Source organism: Rhizobium sp. YAF28, assembly GCF_052113285.1.
Taxonomy (GTDB): domain Bacteria; phylum Pseudomonadota; class Alphaproteobacteria; order Rhizobiales; family Rhizobiaceae; genus Rhizobium.
In genome coordinates this window covers 20509-37740 of sequence record NZ_JBFRCX010000018.1, presented here as the reverse complement: position 1 = coordinate 37740, position 17232 = coordinate 20509, and the positions used below count along the sequence as shown (strand labels likewise).

Below are 17232 nucleotides of genomic sequence, written 5' to 3'. Positions count from 1 at the left end.
CTTTTCAGTTTACGACCCTCAGAAACGCCGTATCGCAGGGGTGATGCAGCAGATCCGTCAATTCCTGGTCGAGATGCAGGATCGATATGGATGCGCCGACCATATCGAGCGATGTGCAATAATGCCCCACCCAGTTCGCTTCGATCTTGATCCCCTTCGCGCTCAGGCGCTGCTCCACCCTTCGGTAGAGAATATAGAGTTCCATCAGCGGCGTGCCGCCGAACGAGTTGACGAGAACGGCGACGCGGTCCCCCGCCACCGGTTTCATCTCCGAAAATATGCGATCCATGACGACATCGACCACGCCGTCGGCGCTCATCATCTTTTCGCGCATCACGCCCGGTTCGCCGTGAATGCCCATGCCGATTTCCATATCGTCGGGACCGATCTCGAAATTGTGGCGACGCGTCTGCGGCAACGAACAGGGCTCCAGCGCAACACCCATCGTGAACGTACGGTCATTGGCTTTTCGCGTTGCTGCCTCGCAAGCATTCAGCGACAGGCCGCGATCGCAGGCCGCACCGGCAATCTTGAAAATGAAGAAATTGCCGGCAACACCGTGGCGTCCATCCCGATCCTCCAAAGGCGAGGAGGAGATATCGTCGGTCGTCACCACGGTGCGGACTTCGATATTGTCCTCTGCCGCCATTTCGGCAGCCATCTCGAAATTCATGACGTCGCCGGCGTAATTGCCGTAGACGAAGAGCACGCCCTCCCCGCCCGACGCTGCCTTGGCGCATTGCAGGATCGGCCCCGGAGGCGGCGAGGAAAAGATATTCCCGACCGCGACAGCGTCAGCGAGCCCTTTGCCGACATAACCGAGGAACGCCGGCTCATGGCCGGTGCCGCCGCCGACGACCAGTCCAACCTTGCCAGCCCGCGGGCCCGCGCGGGCAACGAGAGCGCGGTTGGAGCCGTCGACCGGGCGGAGGTAATTCGCGTGCGCTTTGACGACACCCTCGAGCATTTCCTCGACGACATCATCAGGATTGTTCAGGAACTTCTTGATTTGGGTGCGAGCGCCGTTCAGCGGCGCCGACACCTCGCTTTCCGCGCGCGGACGCTGGGAGAGCTTTTGGGCGATCTCGGTGACGCCATCAGCATTCAGGATGCCGCGGCCGGTGGCTGCATCGGTGATCAGGACATTGACATAGCCGCCGCGCAGCGCGGCGAGGATCGCCGGCACCTTGTCGAACCCGCCGGCAACAGCAATGCGCATGTTGATCTTCTTCAGGAGGTCAAGCGAAATGCCGACGGTCCGGTCGTCCAGCGGACCGGCGACGGGCCGTCCGTGGCCGTCGATGAAGCGTCCGGCAACGACACCGGTCGCGTCCTTCGCCAGATAGTCCTGCAACGAGACCGACTCAAAAAAGCCGCTGGTGTGGATAGTGGAATTCGGCCGCATGGAGGCGATGCCGAAAATCACCCTGTTTGCCCGCGAAAGCGCCTCAAACTGCTGATCGATCAAAGGTTCGCGCATCAGCATGTTACGCAATTCGGCGCTGGAAACGATGGCAGGCGCAGAGATGTTGATAAGCCGGCCATCGACCGCGTCGGCAAAGGCCGCGGCACAAAGTTCCGGCGTGTAGGCGAAGGTTGCGCTCGTCCCACCTGTCGCCTGCACAATGGTCATGTCCTGCAGTCCCGAAATGGCGGCCTGCTCGCCGACCGCCATGATGGTACGGCCCCAGACGACCGCCATTGTATCCCCGGATTTCAACAGTTTCTGCAGTGCCTGCGCGCCGGCTGCGCCAAGCCGTTCGATCAGCGGCCGGGCATTGTCGTCGCTCGGTACGACAAGACAGTCATGCAGACCGAAATGCCGCTTCAGTTCCTGGGCGATGGTGAGAGAACTCAGGCGCGAGGGTTCGATGGAAATATTGACGATGCCGCGGGCGCGCGCATCGGCGAGGTAACTGTTCACCGTGGCGCGTGAAATGCCCATGGTTTCGGCGATATCGCCTTGGGTCATGCCGTCCTCGTAGTAGAGCCAGCATGCCCACACATAGGGATCGTCGCCGTAGCGCAGCGGGATTGGTTCAGCCGCGATATCAGCCGTAGTGTTCTTTCGTGCCGATGATGTCTTAGCCGTCATCCTGCCTGGTTCCCCTCGTCTGCAATCGACGGCGAAGATGAGCGCAAAAGCTGCAGTTTTCAACGTACTTCCGGCCGATTGTTCCCGGCCGCCGAAGCGGCCGGGAAGGTGATGCAAGGGAGGATCACGGGCTCTCACCAAAGCCCGATTTGTCAGGCGGGCTGGAGCCTCGTTTCCACGCCATCAGCCAGCGATTTCAGGATCAACGCGCAGGATGTCGCGCCCGCATCGAGCACGCCGAGCGAACGTTCGCCAAGGCGGCTGGCGCGACCGATCTTGGCGACGAGATCGCGTGTACTGTCCCGCCCGGCCTCCGCAGCTGCGACGAGAGCCTGAAGCGCCTCGCCAAAGGACTTTCCGCTGCCGATCGCCGTATCGAACGCACTGATCGCCGGCACGAGCGTGTCGAGCAGCGTCTTGTCGCCCACCTTGGCCGAGCCGATCGCCTGAATGCCATCGAGGCCATTGTGGAGCATGGTGCTAAACGTCGCGGCGTCGATCGCATCAGACTTCTCGATCGTTTCGGCAAACTGCGTGAACATGACGCCATAGAGCGGTCCCATGGAGCCGCCGATCTCTGTCATCAGCACGGTGCCGAGCGTGTCGAGCGCTTCCGCCAAGGACATATCTGCCCCTTTGACGCGTTCGGCCGCCATACCGAAACCCTTGGCCATGTTGACGCCATGGTCACCGTCGCCGATCTTGCCGTCAATTTCGCTCAGATAGGCGCGGTTTTCGATGATCCGATCGGCAAGCGAGAGAACGATATCGCCCGATTTGGCATTCCGAAATTGCTGCATTCGCCTGCCTCCCCTCATAGCATCGCAGGGCACTGAACATCAATATTCAGCAGCCGCTTCAGCTCGTCGTCCAGTGCCATGACGGTCAGTGTTGCGCCGACCATTTCCAGCGATGTGAAATAGTTGCCGATATAGACCTTATAGATCTTCAGTCCGCGTCCGGTGATCTCGGATTCAATCGTATCGTGGAGAATATAGAGCTCGTTGAGCGGCGTTGCGCCAAGCCCTGACACGATAACTGCGACTTCGGCTCCAGCAGGAAGCTGGTGATCGTCGAGAACGATCTTCGCCATCTCCTCTGCAACTTCCTTGGCGGATTTCAGCGGCTCGACGCGCACGCCGGGTTCGCCATGGTGGCCGATGCCGACCTCCATCGTGCCGGGCTCGATGGTGAAATTCGGATGGCCGACGGAGGGCAGCGTGCAGGGGCCGAGGCCGACGCCGATCGAACGGCAATTGTCGATCGCTTTCTGAGCGGTCGCACGAACCTCTTCGAGGCTCGCGCCCTCTGCAGCCTTCGCCGCGCCGCACTTCCACATGAATATCTCGCCGGCGACGCCGCGACGCTTTTCGCGCTCCTCAGGGCCTGCTGAACATACATCGTCATTGGCAACGACGGTGACGATCTCGATGCCTTCTTTGGCCGCCAGCTTGATTGCCATCTTCACGTTCATGTTGTCGCCGGCATAGTTGCCATAGAGGCACACGACGCCATTGCCGCCATTGGCTTCGCGCGCGGCATCGAGGAAGCTCTTTGCGGTTGGCGAAGAGAAAAGTTCGCCGACGGCCACGGCATCCAGCATGTTGCGGCCGGTATAACCGATGAAGGCCGGCTCATGACCCGAACCGCCACCGGTGATAACGCCGACTTTGCCGGCGACCGGCGTGTGACGAGCAGCAATGACACGGGGATTTTGTGCCGATAGCCTGACGATGTCGGCATGGGCCTTGACGAAGCCCTTGACGGTATCCTCGACGACCTCGTCCGGATTGTTGATAAACCTCTGCATTATAACTCCTATCTACCGCGCGTCAGATAATGGTGTAGCCGCCGTCGACCAGAAGGTCCGCGCCATTGATCATATCGGCGCCGTTGGAAGCCAGGAACACCGCCGCCGCCGCAATCTCCTCTGGAAATGCAAAACGGCCGGATGGAATGCGCTGTTTCAGCGCTTCACCGCGTGGGCCGTCCCATGCCTTCCTGCCGAGATCGGTCAGGACGACGGTCGGAGAGATCGTGTTGACGTTGATGCCGTGCTTTCCCCATTCGGCAGCCAGCGTCTTGGAAAGACCGATAACGCCGAACTTCGAGGCACAATAGGCAACATGCTGGTCGATGGCGACCGTGCCTGCCTGTGAGGCCATGTTGATGATCTTGCCGCCCCTGCCCGCCTTGATCATGGCGCGGCCGGCGGCCTGGGACACCAGGAAGGTGCCTTTGAGATTGATCGCGATGGTCTTGTCCCACGCGTCGAGGCTGAGTTCCTCTGCTGGCGCGAGCATGACGACACCGGCGCTGTTGACGGCAATATCGATGTGACCGAATGCGGCCACCACGTCGGAAACCACCTTTTCGACCGATTGCGGGTCCGACACATCGCAGACGAATGATTTCGCGCCGTTGCCGAGTTCGTCGGCCTTGGCCTTCGCGACCGATCCATTGATGTCCACCACGCCGACGATCGCGCCTTTGGCGGTCATGGCGGATGCGATGGCGCTGCCGATGCCGGAGGCCCCACCCGTGATCAGAGCGACCTTGCCGCTCAAGGAAAAGTTCAAATCAACCTGTTTTGAATCAGTCATGGCTTTCTTCTCAACCTGTCGGGATATGGGGCGGGATCTTCATCCCGCCCCAGGGAGGATCACTTGCGAGTGGAAAGTAGCTTATCGACGTTTTCAGCCGTCACCGGGGTCCACGGGACATTATAGGTCTTATCCTTGCCGTCGTTCCACGGCATATCCTTGTAGGTGGTCCAGATATCGGATTCCGGCTTATAGTCGCCCTTCTTGGCATTGAAGATCGCAAGATCCAGAGCGCCCTGCGCCTGGGCGCGAGCATCCTGAAGGATCGAGGTCATCTCACCGGCCTTGGCGGCCCGCAGCGCATCGGTGACGCCGTCGATACCGGCGATGGCGAAGCTCTTGACGTCGAGCCCGGCAGCCTTGATCGCCTCGATGGCGCCGAGCGCCATTTCATCGTTCTGGCCGATAATGCCGTTGATCTGGTTCGGGTGCGACGTCAGCCAGTTCTCCATCAGCGTCTGAGCTTCGGCGCGCGACCAGTTAGCCGTCTGGTCTTCGAGAACCTTGACGTTAGGGCACTCGGCCAACGCCTTCTTGTTACCCTGCAGGCGCTGGATCTGCGCCGACTGGCCGACCGGGCCCTCGATGATCACGACATTGCCCTTGCAGCCGATTTTGTCCAGCACACTCTTGGCTTCGAGATAACCGGAAACCGTGTCATCGGACCCGACATAGGAGGTCAGTTGATCGGAATTGACGCGGGTGTTGGAGCCGATGACCGGAATGCCGGCGTCGACGGCGGACTGAACGGCAGATGCCCCTGCATCAACGTCGATCGGAGCGAAGATGATGGCGTTGTACTTTTGCGTAATCATCGTCTTGAACTGGTCCTGCTGAACCAGCGCGTCATAGCGGCCATCGAAGACCGTCAGTTCGACCTCGCCGCTCTTGACGGCGGGGTGGTCCTGCAGGGCCGCAGTCCAGATCTGCATGAATTCCGCATTCAGGCCGTAGGGCGCTGCGCCAATCTTAATCTTCTCCTGGGCTGCGGCCGACGTCGCCAGCAGCGCCGTTGCCGAAGCAAGCGCAATCAGAAGCTTTTTCATTTCATTCTCCTCCACCTTGGGTTTAGGCTGCCAGCATGGCTTGCCTGTCGGACGGGGCGGCCGAAGCGCCTGCCCCGAATTTCTGTTGTTGAGCTCAGGCTCCGAAATTTCGTTTCTGGTCGAGCATGACGGCGCCGACGATGAGGGCGCCCTTCAGGACCTGCTGGTAGTAGGATTGGATACCCATCAGATCGAGACCATTGTTCATCACGCCGATGATGAGCGCGCCGATCAGTGTTCCCGTCACCCGGCCGACACCGCCGGAAAGGCTCGTGCCACCGATGACGACTGCTGCGATCGCGTCCAGTTCATACGCGACGCCAGCCTGCGGCAGGCCCGAACCGGTGCGAGCGCTGAGCAAGATGCCTGCAAGCCCTGCCAGGCCGCCGGAGATGACATAGACGGTGAAGCGGATTCGGTCGGTGTTGATGCCCGAAGTCTTGGCCGCATGCGGGTTGCCGCCGACGGCATAGATGTAGCGGCCGAACCGCGTACGGTTGAGCACCCACCAGGAAGCCACAAAGACGACCGCAAGAACGATGACGGGAGCAGGAAGACCGAACACATCACCGGTGCCGATCCAGCGAAAGGCGGGTGTCAGCGCCGGAACCGGGCGACCGCCACCGTAGATCAACGTCATGCCACGGGCAGCTGAGAGCATGCCGAGTGTGGCGACGAAGGCAGGCACCGAGAAGCGCGAGACGATCGCGCCGGAGATCGAGCCGCAGACAACACCGACCAGGACACCGACCAAGAGGCCGATAGCGACCGGATAGGGCGAACCGATGACCCCGGCCGTTTCCGAAGTGGTGGCAAAACTGGCGCTGACGATACCGGCGAGTGCTACGACGGAGCCGACAGACAGGTCGATGCCGCGCGTCAGGATCACGAAGGTCATGCCGATCGCCAGCACGCCGTTGATGGACGTCTGCAGCAGCACGTTGGAAATATTGCCGCCGGTCAGGAAGAACTCGTTCGAGAACGACAGGATAACGACCAAAAGCAGGAAGGCGAGGAAGATGCCGTATTCCTGCACGATCAAACGCCGCTGTTCGGTCTTGAACCAGCCGCCCGCACTCTTGTTCTCACTCACTGACACTGCCTGCTCCTCTGCTGCCGGACGAACGCCCTGACCCTGGTCAGGTTGATAAGTGGACGAGTGATTGGGCATTCGTCTCCTCCCGGCTGTATATTCCGGCGCTCTTGCCGCCGCGCATCACCATGATGCGGTCCGACATGCCGAGAACTTCGTCGATTTCCGATGAGATCATCACCACCGTGCCGCCGCCTTCGGCGAAGTCGCAGATGATGCGGTAGATTTCGCGCTTCGCGCCGACATCGACGCCGCGTGTCGGCTCATCCAGCAGCAGGACCTTGGGGTTGCGCAGGAACCATTTGCCGAGAACGACCTTCTGCTGGTTGCCGCCGGAAAGGCCTGATACCGGCATGGTGTCGCGCGCTGCCTTGATCTGAAACTGCTCGCGCATCCGCCTGCTGGCATCCACTTCCTTCGCATGGTCCATCGCAAAGGCGGGGCTCAACTCCGGCAAGCTTGCCATGCAGATATTGGCGCGAACGGAATCGGAGAGATTGAGCCCCGTCTGCTTTCGATCCTCGGTTACCAGCGCCAGTCCATGAGCCATCGCGTCCGAGGGCTTCGCGACCGAGATCGGCGCACCGTCCACTGCAATGTGTCCCTTCGATGGTTTATCGAGGCCAAAGAGGCAGTTGAAGATTTCCGTACGGCCGGAGCCCATAAGCCCGTATATGCCGAAGATCTCGCCCTTATGGGCGGAAAAGGAAATGTCCTCGATCTTGTTCGGGCAGGAGAGCGCACTGACCTCCAGACCGATCTGAGGTGTCGGCGTATTGGTCTTGACGTATTCTTCCGACAATTCCCGTCCGACGATCATGCGGATCAGGCTCGGCCGGTCGATCTCCGACAAGGCGCCGGCACCGACGAAGGAACCGTCGCGGAAGACCGTGTAGGAATCAGCGATCTGGAAGATTTCCGACAGGCGGTGCGAGACGTAGACGATACCGCGCCCCTGGGCCTGCAGGCGGCGGATCGCCGCAAAGAGCTGCTGGGCCTCACGCTCGCCGATCGCCGATGTCGGCTCGTCCATGAAGATGACTTCGGCATCGTGGCTCAGCGCCTTGGCGATCTCCACCAACTGCATTTGCGCGACCGAGAGGCTCATCATGTACTGGTTTGCGCGGATATCGAATTCCAGTCCATCGAGCAGCTTTTGTGCCGCGCGGTTCATGGTGCGGAAATCGATGCCACCGAAACGGGCTGACGGCTCACGGCCAAGATAGATGTTCTCGGCGACCGTCATGTGCGGAACCGGGCTCAGCTCCTGCTCGATGATTGCAATACCGGATGCGAGCGCATCAGCCGGACTGGAGAAATCCACCCCCCGGCCCCGCCGACGAATCGAGCCAGCATCGCGCTTGTGAATGCCCATCAGAATTTTCAGGAAGGTCGACTTGCCCGCACCATTGCCGCCACACAGCGCGTGGACCGAGCCAGCGCGAAGTTGGAAGCGGCCGTCGCGCAGGGCTGCGACGCCGCCAAAGGACTTCTTGAGCCCCTCCACTTCCAGCAGAAATTCCACGTCCGTCTCCTCCACGCATGCGTCTGGCGAGCACGTTTCAGCGCGCCATTCGACATCCGGAAACCTCCGCCCGAATATCGATGCTGACAATATTCGATTGCTATTCGACAAATGTCAAGCGACGCACAATCACGTAAATGTCAGGGTATCCGAGAGCCAGGAACGGCGCCGAAAAAGCCAGCAATTTCAGGGCGAAGAGCGACAGCGCGGCGGAAATGAGGGCGTGTGGAACATCATGCCGACGTGGCGCAAAGAGATTATCGACGGCGAGCATGATCGGGCCCAGCTCTTCTGAGCAACGGTCACTGGCGTGTCGATTTCTGCCAACACGCATCCGTGCGGCGTTGACTGACGATGCCTATTCTGCCGAGCACGCCACCAAGTCATCATCACCGTTGATGCATGCGTGGTCGGCCCGAACTCGCCAAAGCGATCGTCGATACCTATCTCGCCCGCCAGCTTCGGCCCGAATGGTCTATCGGTCGAAACGTCAGGGCAATCGACGGCCAGAACTAGGCAAAACACTGAGTTTCGTCACGAGACCTTCTGCCGACCGTAAAGCAGCAGCATGCCGATGATGACCGCGCCATAGATGAGCTGGCGGCCGGCCTCCTCGATCTGCATGACCGAGAGGATCGACTGGAGAAGGGTAATCAGGATGACGCCGGCAACGGTTCCGAGATAGGAACCCTTGCCACCGAGCACATGTGTGCCGCCAAGCACCACGGCGGCGATCGAGGGCAAGAGATAGGCGTCGCCCATGGATTGAGACGCCTTCGAGGCGTAGCCGGCGAGAAGCACGCCACCGAGCGCGCTGAGCCCGCCTGACATGATGAAGGCCAGCAGGGTGATCCTACGGGTGTTGATGCCGGACATGTACGCAGCGCGCTCACGATTACCGATCGCATAGAGCGCCCGGCCGAAGGTGGTGCGCGTGAGCAGGAAGACGGCAAGCAGGCCGACGGCCAACCACACCAGAACGCCATTCGGAAGCCCGGGTATGGCGTAACCAGTTGCCAGAAAGCGCATGGCGGCAGAGGCCGAATCCTGTGGCGAAAAACCGCCTGTGTAAACGACCATCAACCCTTGCGCGACGGCATTGGTCGCAAGCGTGATGATCATCGAGGGAATGCGCAGATAGGCGACTGCGATGCCGTTGACGAGGCCGATCGCGGCACCGCAGAGAATACCGAAGGGGATTGCGAGGACCGCACCCGTCGTTCCGTAAGCAGTGGCGGCGCAGGCCATCATCGCCCCTGTCGTCACCACCCAGGGCACAGACAGGTCGATTTGTCCAAGCAGGATGACCGCCATCATGCCCGTTGCGATAACGCCGAGGAAGGAAGCTACCTTCAATTGCTGCAGCAGGTAATCCGGCGACAGGAAATTGGAGGAATAGAGCGAACCGCCGAGAAGCAGCAGGATGATGCAGCCGAAGGCGATCGCCACAGCCGGATCGACGCCGCGCAGCCGGGCGGGCACAGGAATTTGCCGCATGGTGGAAGCATCCTCGCTCATTGGAACCACTCCAGACGATTGCGAACGCGCGACAGGCCGATGCAGCCGATGCTGACTGCCAGCATCAGCACCACGCCCTGGAAGAGCGGCTGCCAGAGCGGATCGAGATCGAAGACGAACAACAGGTCGCCGATGGTGCGGAAGGCCAGCGCACCGAAAACGGCGCCGACAGCGCTTCCCTTACCACCCGCAAGTGAAACACCGCCGAGCACCACTGCTGCGATCGAATAGAGTGTATAGGCGTTGCCGCTCGCAAAGGCAGCCTCACCCGTATAGGAAAAGAACGTCAGATAAAGCCCGCCAATCGCTGACAGCAGACCAGCCAATGCATAGGCAGCAAGCTTTGCCCGCTTCACCGGCATGGCGGACATATAGGCGGCGTTTTCGGCCGAGCCCACTGCATAGGCGGTGCGGCCGAGCACCGAACGGCTGAACGGCACCCAGATCACCAGGACGACAAGCGCGAGCACGACAAGGCTTGCCGGGATGACGCCGAAAAGCTTCGAGGTAAAAGCATCGGCGAGATCTTCATTGACCGAGCCACCGGGTGTGGGCCGCAACAGCAGTGCCAGTCCGTAAAAGACCGCACTGGTCGCAATCGTGGTGACGATCGGCTGCAACCGCCCGAAGATGATGACGAGCCCATTGAGAAGGCCGCAGGCGAGACCGGTCAAAAGTACGGCCACGACACCCAGCCCCGTCTGCAGCGGCGTGCCGACGACAAGCCACGAGGCGAGACAGTTGCACAGGATCAGGATCATGCCGACCGAAAGGTCGATGCCCGCCGTTATGACCACGAAACACTGCGCCATGGCCACGAAGGCGAGCAATGTCGCCTTGTTGGCGGCCGTCTGCACCACATTGGGCGTGAAGCCGGCGGGATGGTTCGAAACATAGATGATGAACATCAGGATGAAGAGGAGCGCTGCAAAGAGCGTGCCCTTCTGCTGAACGTACCGGTAGCGCCATTCACCAGTCGCCTGTCTGCTCATTGGGCCATCCTTTGCTGCGCCTCAGCGGCGCCGATGTTGAGGGCGGCACTCACCAGCTCGCGCTCGTTGATCTCGTCTCCCTCGAGAATGCGGATGATGCTCCCATCATACATGACGAGCACGCGGTCGCAGCAACCGACCAGTTCGTCATAGTCGGTGGAATAGAAGATGATGGCCGCACCCGCATCGGCAAGCTTGCGCAGCAGGGCATAGATTTCCTGCTTGGTGCCGACATCGATGCCGCGTGTCGGATCGTTGAGCAGAATGATGCGCGGCCGGTTCATCAGCCATTTGGCGATCACGACTTTCTGCTGGTTGCCGCCGGACAGCGAGGCGACGGGCATGTCGATCGTCGCGGCCTTGATCGCCAGCAGCTTCAGAAGTTCGTCGATCTCCCGAAGCTCGGCTGCGCGGTCGATCACGCCATTGCGCGAAACACGATCAAGGGCTGCGATCGACAGGTTTTCGCGCACCGTCATCGGCAGCATCAACCCCTCGGTCTTGCGGTCCTCCGGGATCAGCGCCATGGAGATCTCGCCCGATTTCGCCGCGCCCGGGCTCTTCAATCTGACCGGTCTGCCATCGACTGCCACCTCTCCCTTGAGGTCTCGCAGCACGCCGAACAGCGCCAGCAGCAATTCGCGCTGCCCCTGCCCGTCCAAGCCGCCGAAACCGATAATCTCGCCAGGGCGCACATCAAAATTGATCCCGGAGAGCCGATCTCCCCAGGAGAGGTCGCGGCAGGACAGAACCGGCGCGTCCGCCCTCGATTGCAGCGGCTTGGGCGGAAAGACGTTGGTATATTCGCGTCCGATCATCAGCTCCACTACCTGCTGGTCGGTCTTGGTGCCGGCGGGATAGGATTCGATACTGCGGCCGTTTCTGAAGACCGTGCAGTCATCGGCGAGCTCTGTGATCTCATGCATGCGGTGCGAAATATAGATCAGCGCCATGCCCTCGGCCCTGAGTTGCTTCAGCACATCAAAGACCTTCTCGACATCCGATTGGGTCAGCGCCGAGGTCGCCTCGTCGAGGATCATCAGACGCGGTTTGCGGGCAAGCGCCTTGGCGATCTCTACCATCTGCCGGCGAGAAAGCGGCAAATCCTTCACCAGGGATGATGGATGGATATCGGCAGCGCCGGCGCGGGCAAGTGCTTCCTCGGCAATCTGGCGCTGCCTCTTGCGGTCGATCATGCCGAAACGCAGCGGCGGATTGCTGATGACGATGTTGTCGGCCACCGAAAGATCGGGAATGAGCGACAGTTCCTGGAACACACAGACGATACCGGCAGCATTGGCGGCGGCCGGCGAGGCGAACGAGACTTCATTTCCGTCCAGCAGCATGCGCCCTTCATCCGGCGCCACCACACCGGCCATGATCTTGATGAGGGTCGATTTTCCGGCCCCGTTTTCGCCGAGCACGGCGTGGATCGCGCCCGGTCGAACAGCGATATTAGCTTCCTTCAGCGCAATCGCGCCGCCATAGCGCTTCGATATGCCTTCCAGGCGCAGAAGCGGTTCGGAAAGGGTCATGCATCCAGCCTCCATTCGGTCTTGTCGAGATCGAGGCTACGGGCGCGAGCGCCCGTAGCCAGGTCCGGATGGTGGTGCTTACTGGTTTTCCTTGGTCTGCCCCATGATTTCCTGTGCGGAGAAGTTGATGCCGCAGGTCGGGAAGGAGTTGCCGACGAAGAAGTTGTCGGACTGGGTGGGGTAATAATCCTCACCTTCCTTGAAATTGGGATCCGAAACGAGGGCCGTCGGCAGCTTGACGGCCTGCGGAACGACCTCGCCTTCAAGAGCTGCGATGGCCGTCTTGATGGCAACAGCGACCTGTGCTGGGCCGGTGCCTGCCGACGAGCATTTCAGGCCATCCCCCGCATGGGCCGCGCAGAATTTACGGAAGCCATTTTCCGTCTCACCGCCGAAGGGCACGAAGGGATGCTTCGCATCGATCATCGCCTGCACGACGCCGGTGTCACCGCCCTGCGCGGTGATGCCATCGAACGGGCCATTGGTGGCGATCGCATCGGCCGTTGCCTTCTGCGCTACGCCATCATCCCACTTGCCGACGACTTCAGTGACGGTGAACTTCTTGCCGGAAGCGTCCAGTGTTTCATGAATGCCGCTATGGCGATCCGTATCGACGGAGGTGCCGGCAACGCCGCGCACTTCCAGGATCTTGCCGCCCTGCGGCAGGTGCTTCACCAGCCAATCGGCCCAGATGACGCCAAGGCCCTTCTGGTCGACGTTGACGTTGATCGCATCCTTGGTGTCGAGGATATTGTCGAAGGCGACAAGAACGACGCCGGCTTCCTTGGCGCGTTTGATGACCGGACCGAAGGCTGTCGGGTTCTGGGCGTTGACAACGACGGCATCATAGCCGGCATCAATGAAGTTGTTGATCGCCGAAATCTGGGCCGGAACGTCCTCGCCTGTCGACACGACCTTGAATTCTCTCAGCTTGGCGGCGACGTCCGGCTGGGCGGCATAGGCCTTTGCCGTCTGCACCATCTGGATGCGCCAGGTATTGGCGATATAGCCGTTTGCAAGCGCGATGCGGTAAGGACCATCCTTCTTCGGATATTGCAGGAATTGGGTTTCGGCCGACCACGGAACCATGCAGTTCGGATCGGCGGCGGGGCCGGACACGACCTTTGGCGCCGCCATGGCCGTGCTGCAGAGCAGAGCAAACGCCGACGCGGAAAACGCGGCGATACGGGCCATCTTCGCTTTCTTCACCTTAAGCATTGAATGTCTCCTCCTCAGGCGGACCAGGCCGCCCCTCCACAAAATCTTATTGGCATGCTGATCCCGGAAGGCTCCATCCCATCCTTTTCCGGTGCAATTTGAGCCTAACATAGTTGACAGCGCTGTCAAATCGGATTTGCTAGCGCTGTCAACTGTAACTATCGTGAGGAAATATTTCGCAATTGCGAGATAAATTACAGATCGGCATGAATTTTCAGTATAAAGCGAGACGACAATGCGAAGAGTAACTTTGGATGACGTGGCAACTCTGGCCGGCGTCAGCCCGATCACAGTTTCACGCGTACTTCGCAAACCCGATGCGGTGTCGGAGGCGCTGCGGCGGCGTGTCAATGCCGCCGTCCAGGAACTCGGCTATGTGCCGAATATTGCGGCCAGCCGGCTTGCCTCGTCGCGCACGCATGCAATCGGCGTCATTGTGCCAACCCTCTATAACGTGATCTTTGCGGAATATCTCTTCGCTCTGCACGACGTGCTAGTCGGGGCGGGCTTTCAGGTCATCGTCGTCAATAGCCGGTATTCCGAACAGGAAGAGGAAAATGCCGTCAAGGTACTGCTCGGCCAACGGGTCGAAGCGATCATCATCGCCGGCATTCATCATACGCCGCTTGCCCATCAGCTTCTGATGCGGGCGCATCTGCCCGTTGTCGAGACATTCGAGTTATCGCCCGATCCGATCGACCTCAATATTGGCATGCTGCAAGATCGCGCCGGGCAGGCAGCAACGCAGCATCTCATCGACCGTGGCTTCAAGCGTATTGCCTTTCTGGCGGGCAATCTCGACCATCGTTCCCAGTCCCGCTTCGACGGCTATCGCCTGGCGATGCAGGAAGCGGGCCTGGAGAACCTTGAGATCGTCACCCAGCGGCCGCGGCACAGCTCGGTTGCGCTCGGCTCCGATCTCCTGTCCCTCATGCATGAACGTGGCGACCGCCCGGAAGCGATCTTCTGCACCGACGACAACGTGGCGCTCGGCGCCATGCAGGAGTGCCGCAAGCGCGGCATCCGCGTGCCTGATGATATCGCCATCATCGGTTTTCATGATCTGGAATTTTCTGCCTGTGCGTCACCATCCCTCTCATCGATCGTGACGAGGCGTTTCGAGACGGGCAAGCTTGCCGCCGAAAAGGTACTGGCGGCCCTCAATTCGACGAGCCGCCAGCCGCCGAGCCAGATCGACCTTGGCTTCGAGGTCATCGCCCGCGAAAGCACGGGCGTGACCATCAGGCAGCAGCCTGGGCCTCGCTCTTGGCGATCGTGACCGGAACACCCTTGTAGCTCGGCGTGCCTGACTTGCGGTCATAGTGATCAAGGGCAATCACCGCATTCATTTCCGGATAATAGCCGGCCACCGAACCGACGGGGATATTATACTCGACAGCCGTGAAACCGATAACGGTTTTCCCGCCACCGTTGCCGGTGGCTGAACGGATATCGATCCGGTCTCCGTCACGCAGGCCTCGTTCAGCAAGATCCCGACTGCTCATGAAGATGACGTCACGGCGGCCGAAGATACCGCGATAGCGATCGTCGAGGCCATAGACGGTCGTGTTGTATTGGTCGTGGCTGCGCAGCGTCGTCAGCACCAGTATCGTTGGGTCCTTCAGGCGGGGATCTTCGTCGAGACCGGGGGCGACAAGGAAATTCGCCTTTCCGCTCGCCGTCTTCCAGACGCGATAGGAAGCCGGAACATCGAGCCGGAAGCCGCCGCGGAGCCGGACGCGACTGTTGAACTCGTGAAAATCCGGAAAGACCACTTCGATCTTTTCTCGGATTCGATCGTAATTGGCGATCAGCCCGTTCCAGTCGATGCCGTATTTTGTACCGAGTGTGGCCATCGCAATGCCGGCGATTATGGCGGGTTCGGATTTCAGAAACTCGCTCGGCGGCTTGAGGAAGCCGCGCGAGGCATGCACCATCGACATGGAATCTTCCACCGTTACGGACTGCGGGCCTGATGCCTGCGTGTCGAGGTCGGTCCGCCCGAGGCAGGGAAGGATGATCGAGGTCTTTGCCGTCAGGAGATGCGAGCGGTTGAGCTTGGTGGCGATATGGACGGCAAGATCGAGCTTGCGCATCGCCTCAAAGGTGACGTCCGGATCGGACATGGCGACAGCCAGGTTGCCGCCGAGGCAGATCAGCGCCTTGGACTTGCCGGCCGCAATTGCCTCAATGGACTCGACCGCATCATGGCCCTTCTCTGCAGAAGGCCGAAAACCGAAGGCGCGTTCCATACCGTCGAGCAGCGCCTTGTTCGGGATTTCGGTAATGCCGACAGTCCTGTCCCCCTGCACGTTGGAGTGGCCACGCAGCGGGCAGAGCCCCGCGCCCTGGCGGCCGATATTGCCGCGCAGCATCAGGAAATTGGCAAGCTGCTGGACATTCGCCGTTCCATTGGCATGTTGCGTGATCCCCATGCCGTAGCAGAGAATAACATTGCGGGCATTGAGATAGACATCGACAGCGCTGTTCAGCGCCTCCATGGTAAGGCCGGACACGCTGAGGATATCGGCCCAGCCGGCATTGGCGAGATCCTCCTTCAGGGCATCGATGCCGACAGTGTGTTCGGTAATGAAGGCCCGATCGAGGACGCCTTCGCCGCCGGCTGCGAGATCGGCCTCGTCGCGCGCGAAGATCAGCTTCATCAGCCCTTTGAGGGCAGCGAGGTCGCCGCCTGTGCGAAGCTGATGGTAGGCCGATGCAATGCGTGTCGAGGATAGGGTCACCATTTCCACCGGGTTTTGCGGCGCGGCGAAACGCTCAAGCGCCCGCTCCTTCAGCGGGTTGAAGACGATGATGGGAACACCGCGACGGGACGCCTCATGCAAGGTCGTCATCATGCGGGGATGATTAGTTCCGGGATTGTGGCCGAAGCTGAAAATTGCATCGGCATGATCGAAATCCTCGAGCGTCACTGTACCCTTGCCGACACCGAGCGACAGCGGCAGGCCGACACTCGTCGCCTCATGGCACATGTTCGAGCAATCGGGAAAATTGTTCGTGCCATAGGCCCGCACGAAAAGCTGATAAAGGAAAGCCGCCTCGTTGGACGCGCGCCCGGACGTGTAGAACTCGGCTTCGTCCGGACTTGCGAGCTTGTTGAGTTCCGCACCGATCAGGCTGAAGGCATCATCCCAATCGATCGCTTCATATTTATCCGTGGCGCTATTGTATTTCAGCGGATGCGTCAGCCGGCCCTGGTCTTCGAGCTTGTGATCGATCCATCCCCAAAGCTCAGAGACCGTGTGTTCGGCAAAGAATTCCGGCGCGACACGGCGGGCGGTCGATTCCCAGGTGATTGCCTTTGCGCCGTTTTCGCAGAACTCGAAGGAAGACGTGTGTTTGGGATCGGGCCAGGCACAGCCGGGACAGTCGAAGCCTTCGGGCTGGTTTGCCTTGAGCAGGGTCGTACTTCCCTGCGCAACGATCTGCTGATGCTTAAGCGTTTTCGCCACCGCCTTCAGCGCATCCCATCCGCCTGCGGGGTGACTGTATGCCTCAACGCCTTCCGGACGCTTGTCGCTCATCTTCGCTCTCCGTCTTCAAGATGGCCCGACGATAACAGCGAGTGTCCGGGCGGTGCATTATA

Annotated in this window: 14 protein-coding genes; 1 reads left to right on the top strand and 13 read right to left on the bottom strand. The window is 60.4% G+C overall.

The window, feature by feature from the left end:
• Nucleotides 1-4: 4 nt before the first annotated feature.
• From AB4Z13_RS29835 to AB4Z13_RS29780, 12 genes are all read right to left on the bottom strand, one after another.
• A complete protein-coding gene (locus AB4Z13_RS29835) occupies nucleotides 5-2095 on the bottom strand; it encodes a bifunctional sugar-binding transcriptional regulator/dihydroxyacetone kinase subunit DhaK (protein WP_442207521.1) in 2091 nt (696 codons plus the stop codon).
• A gap of 152 nt (nucleotides 2096-2247) precedes the next feature.
• A complete protein-coding gene (dhaL, locus tag AB4Z13_RS29830; RefSeq protein ID WP_439018098.1) occupies nucleotides 2248-2895 on the bottom strand; it encodes a dihydroxyacetone kinase subunit DhaL in 648 nt (215 codons plus the stop codon).
• Between the two features lie 14 nt (nucleotides 2896-2909).
• The gene (locus AB4Z13_RS29825) at nucleotides 2910-3905 is read right to left on the bottom strand and encodes a dihydroxyacetone kinase subunit DhaK (RefSeq protein ID WP_439018099.1); all 996 of its coding nucleotides are present in this window, start codon (nucleotides 3903-3905) and stop codon (nucleotides 2910-2912) included.
• Nucleotides 3906-3927: 22 nt separating this feature from the next.
• Entirely contained in the window at nucleotides 3928-4698 is a 771-nt protein-coding gene (locus AB4Z13_RS29820) for an SDR family oxidoreductase (protein ID WP_442207520.1), read from the bottom strand.
• A gap of 59 nt (nucleotides 4699-4757) precedes the next feature.
• Complete coding sequence (locus tag AB4Z13_RS29815) at nucleotides 4758-5744, bottom strand: substrate-binding domain-containing protein (RefSeq protein ID WP_113320389.1); 987 nt, start codon at nucleotides 5742-5744, stop codon at nucleotides 4758-4760.
• A gap of 94 nt (nucleotides 5745-5838) precedes the next feature.
• Nucleotides 5839-6915, bottom strand: coding sequence for an ABC transporter permease (locus tag AB4Z13_RS29810; RefSeq protein WP_439018101.1), 1077 nt, complete (start codon nucleotides 6913-6915; stop codon nucleotides 5839-5841).
• The gene (locus AB4Z13_RS29805; protein WP_439018102.1) at nucleotides 6884-8362 is read right to left on the bottom strand and encodes a sugar ABC transporter ATP-binding protein; all 1479 of its coding nucleotides are present in this window, start codon (nucleotides 8360-8362) and stop codon (nucleotides 6884-6886) included. Before AB4Z13_RS29805 ends, AB4Z13_RS29810 begins: the two co-directional genes overlap by 32 nt.
• 100 nt (nucleotides 8363-8462) lie before the next feature.
• Nucleotides 8463-8636, bottom strand: a complete 174-nt coding sequence (locus AB4Z13_RS29800) for a hypothetical protein (protein WP_442207519.1) — start codon at nucleotides 8634-8636, stop codon at nucleotides 8463-8465.
• 260 nt (nucleotides 8637-8896) lie between these two features.
• Nucleotides 8897-9880 (bottom strand): ABC transporter permease, encoded by a 984-nt coding sequence (locus tag AB4Z13_RS29795; protein WP_113296602.1) that lies wholly within the window; start codon nucleotides 9878-9880, stop codon nucleotides 8897-8899.
• Nucleotides 9877-10872, bottom strand: a complete 996-nt coding sequence (locus AB4Z13_RS29790; RefSeq protein WP_439018103.1) for an ABC transporter permease — start codon at nucleotides 10870-10872, stop codon at nucleotides 9877-9879. The genes AB4Z13_RS29795 and AB4Z13_RS29790 overlap by 4 nt, the downstream gene beginning before the upstream one ends.
• Nucleotides 10869-12407, bottom strand: coding sequence for a sugar ABC transporter ATP-binding protein (locus AB4Z13_RS29785; RefSeq protein WP_442207518.1), 1539 nt, complete (start codon nucleotides 12405-12407; stop codon nucleotides 10869-10871). The genes AB4Z13_RS29790 and AB4Z13_RS29785 overlap by 4 nt, the downstream gene beginning before the upstream one ends.
• Nucleotides 12408-12485: 78 nt before the next feature.
• Nucleotides 12486-13625 (bottom strand): sugar ABC transporter substrate-binding protein, encoded by a 1140-nt coding sequence (locus tag AB4Z13_RS29780; RefSeq protein WP_442207517.1) that lies wholly within the window; start codon nucleotides 13623-13625, stop codon nucleotides 12486-12488.
• A gap of 235 nt (nucleotides 13626-13860) precedes the next feature.
• Between AB4Z13_RS29780 and AB4Z13_RS29775 the strand changes: the two genes are divergently transcribed.
• Nucleotides 13861-14904 (top strand): LacI family DNA-binding transcriptional regulator, encoded by a 1044-nt coding sequence (locus AB4Z13_RS29775; RefSeq protein WP_442207516.1) that lies wholly within the window; start codon nucleotides 13861-13863, stop codon nucleotides 14902-14904.
• Here AB4Z13_RS29775 and AB4Z13_RS29770 read toward each other — a convergent pair.
• Complete coding sequence (locus AB4Z13_RS29770; protein WP_442207515.1) at nucleotides 14867-17170, bottom strand: FdhF/YdeP family oxidoreductase; 2304 nt, start codon at nucleotides 17168-17170, stop codon at nucleotides 14867-14869. The two genes, AB4Z13_RS29775 and AB4Z13_RS29770, sit on opposite strands and share 38 nt — an antisense overlap.
• Nucleotides 17171-17232 lie beyond the last annotated feature (62 nt).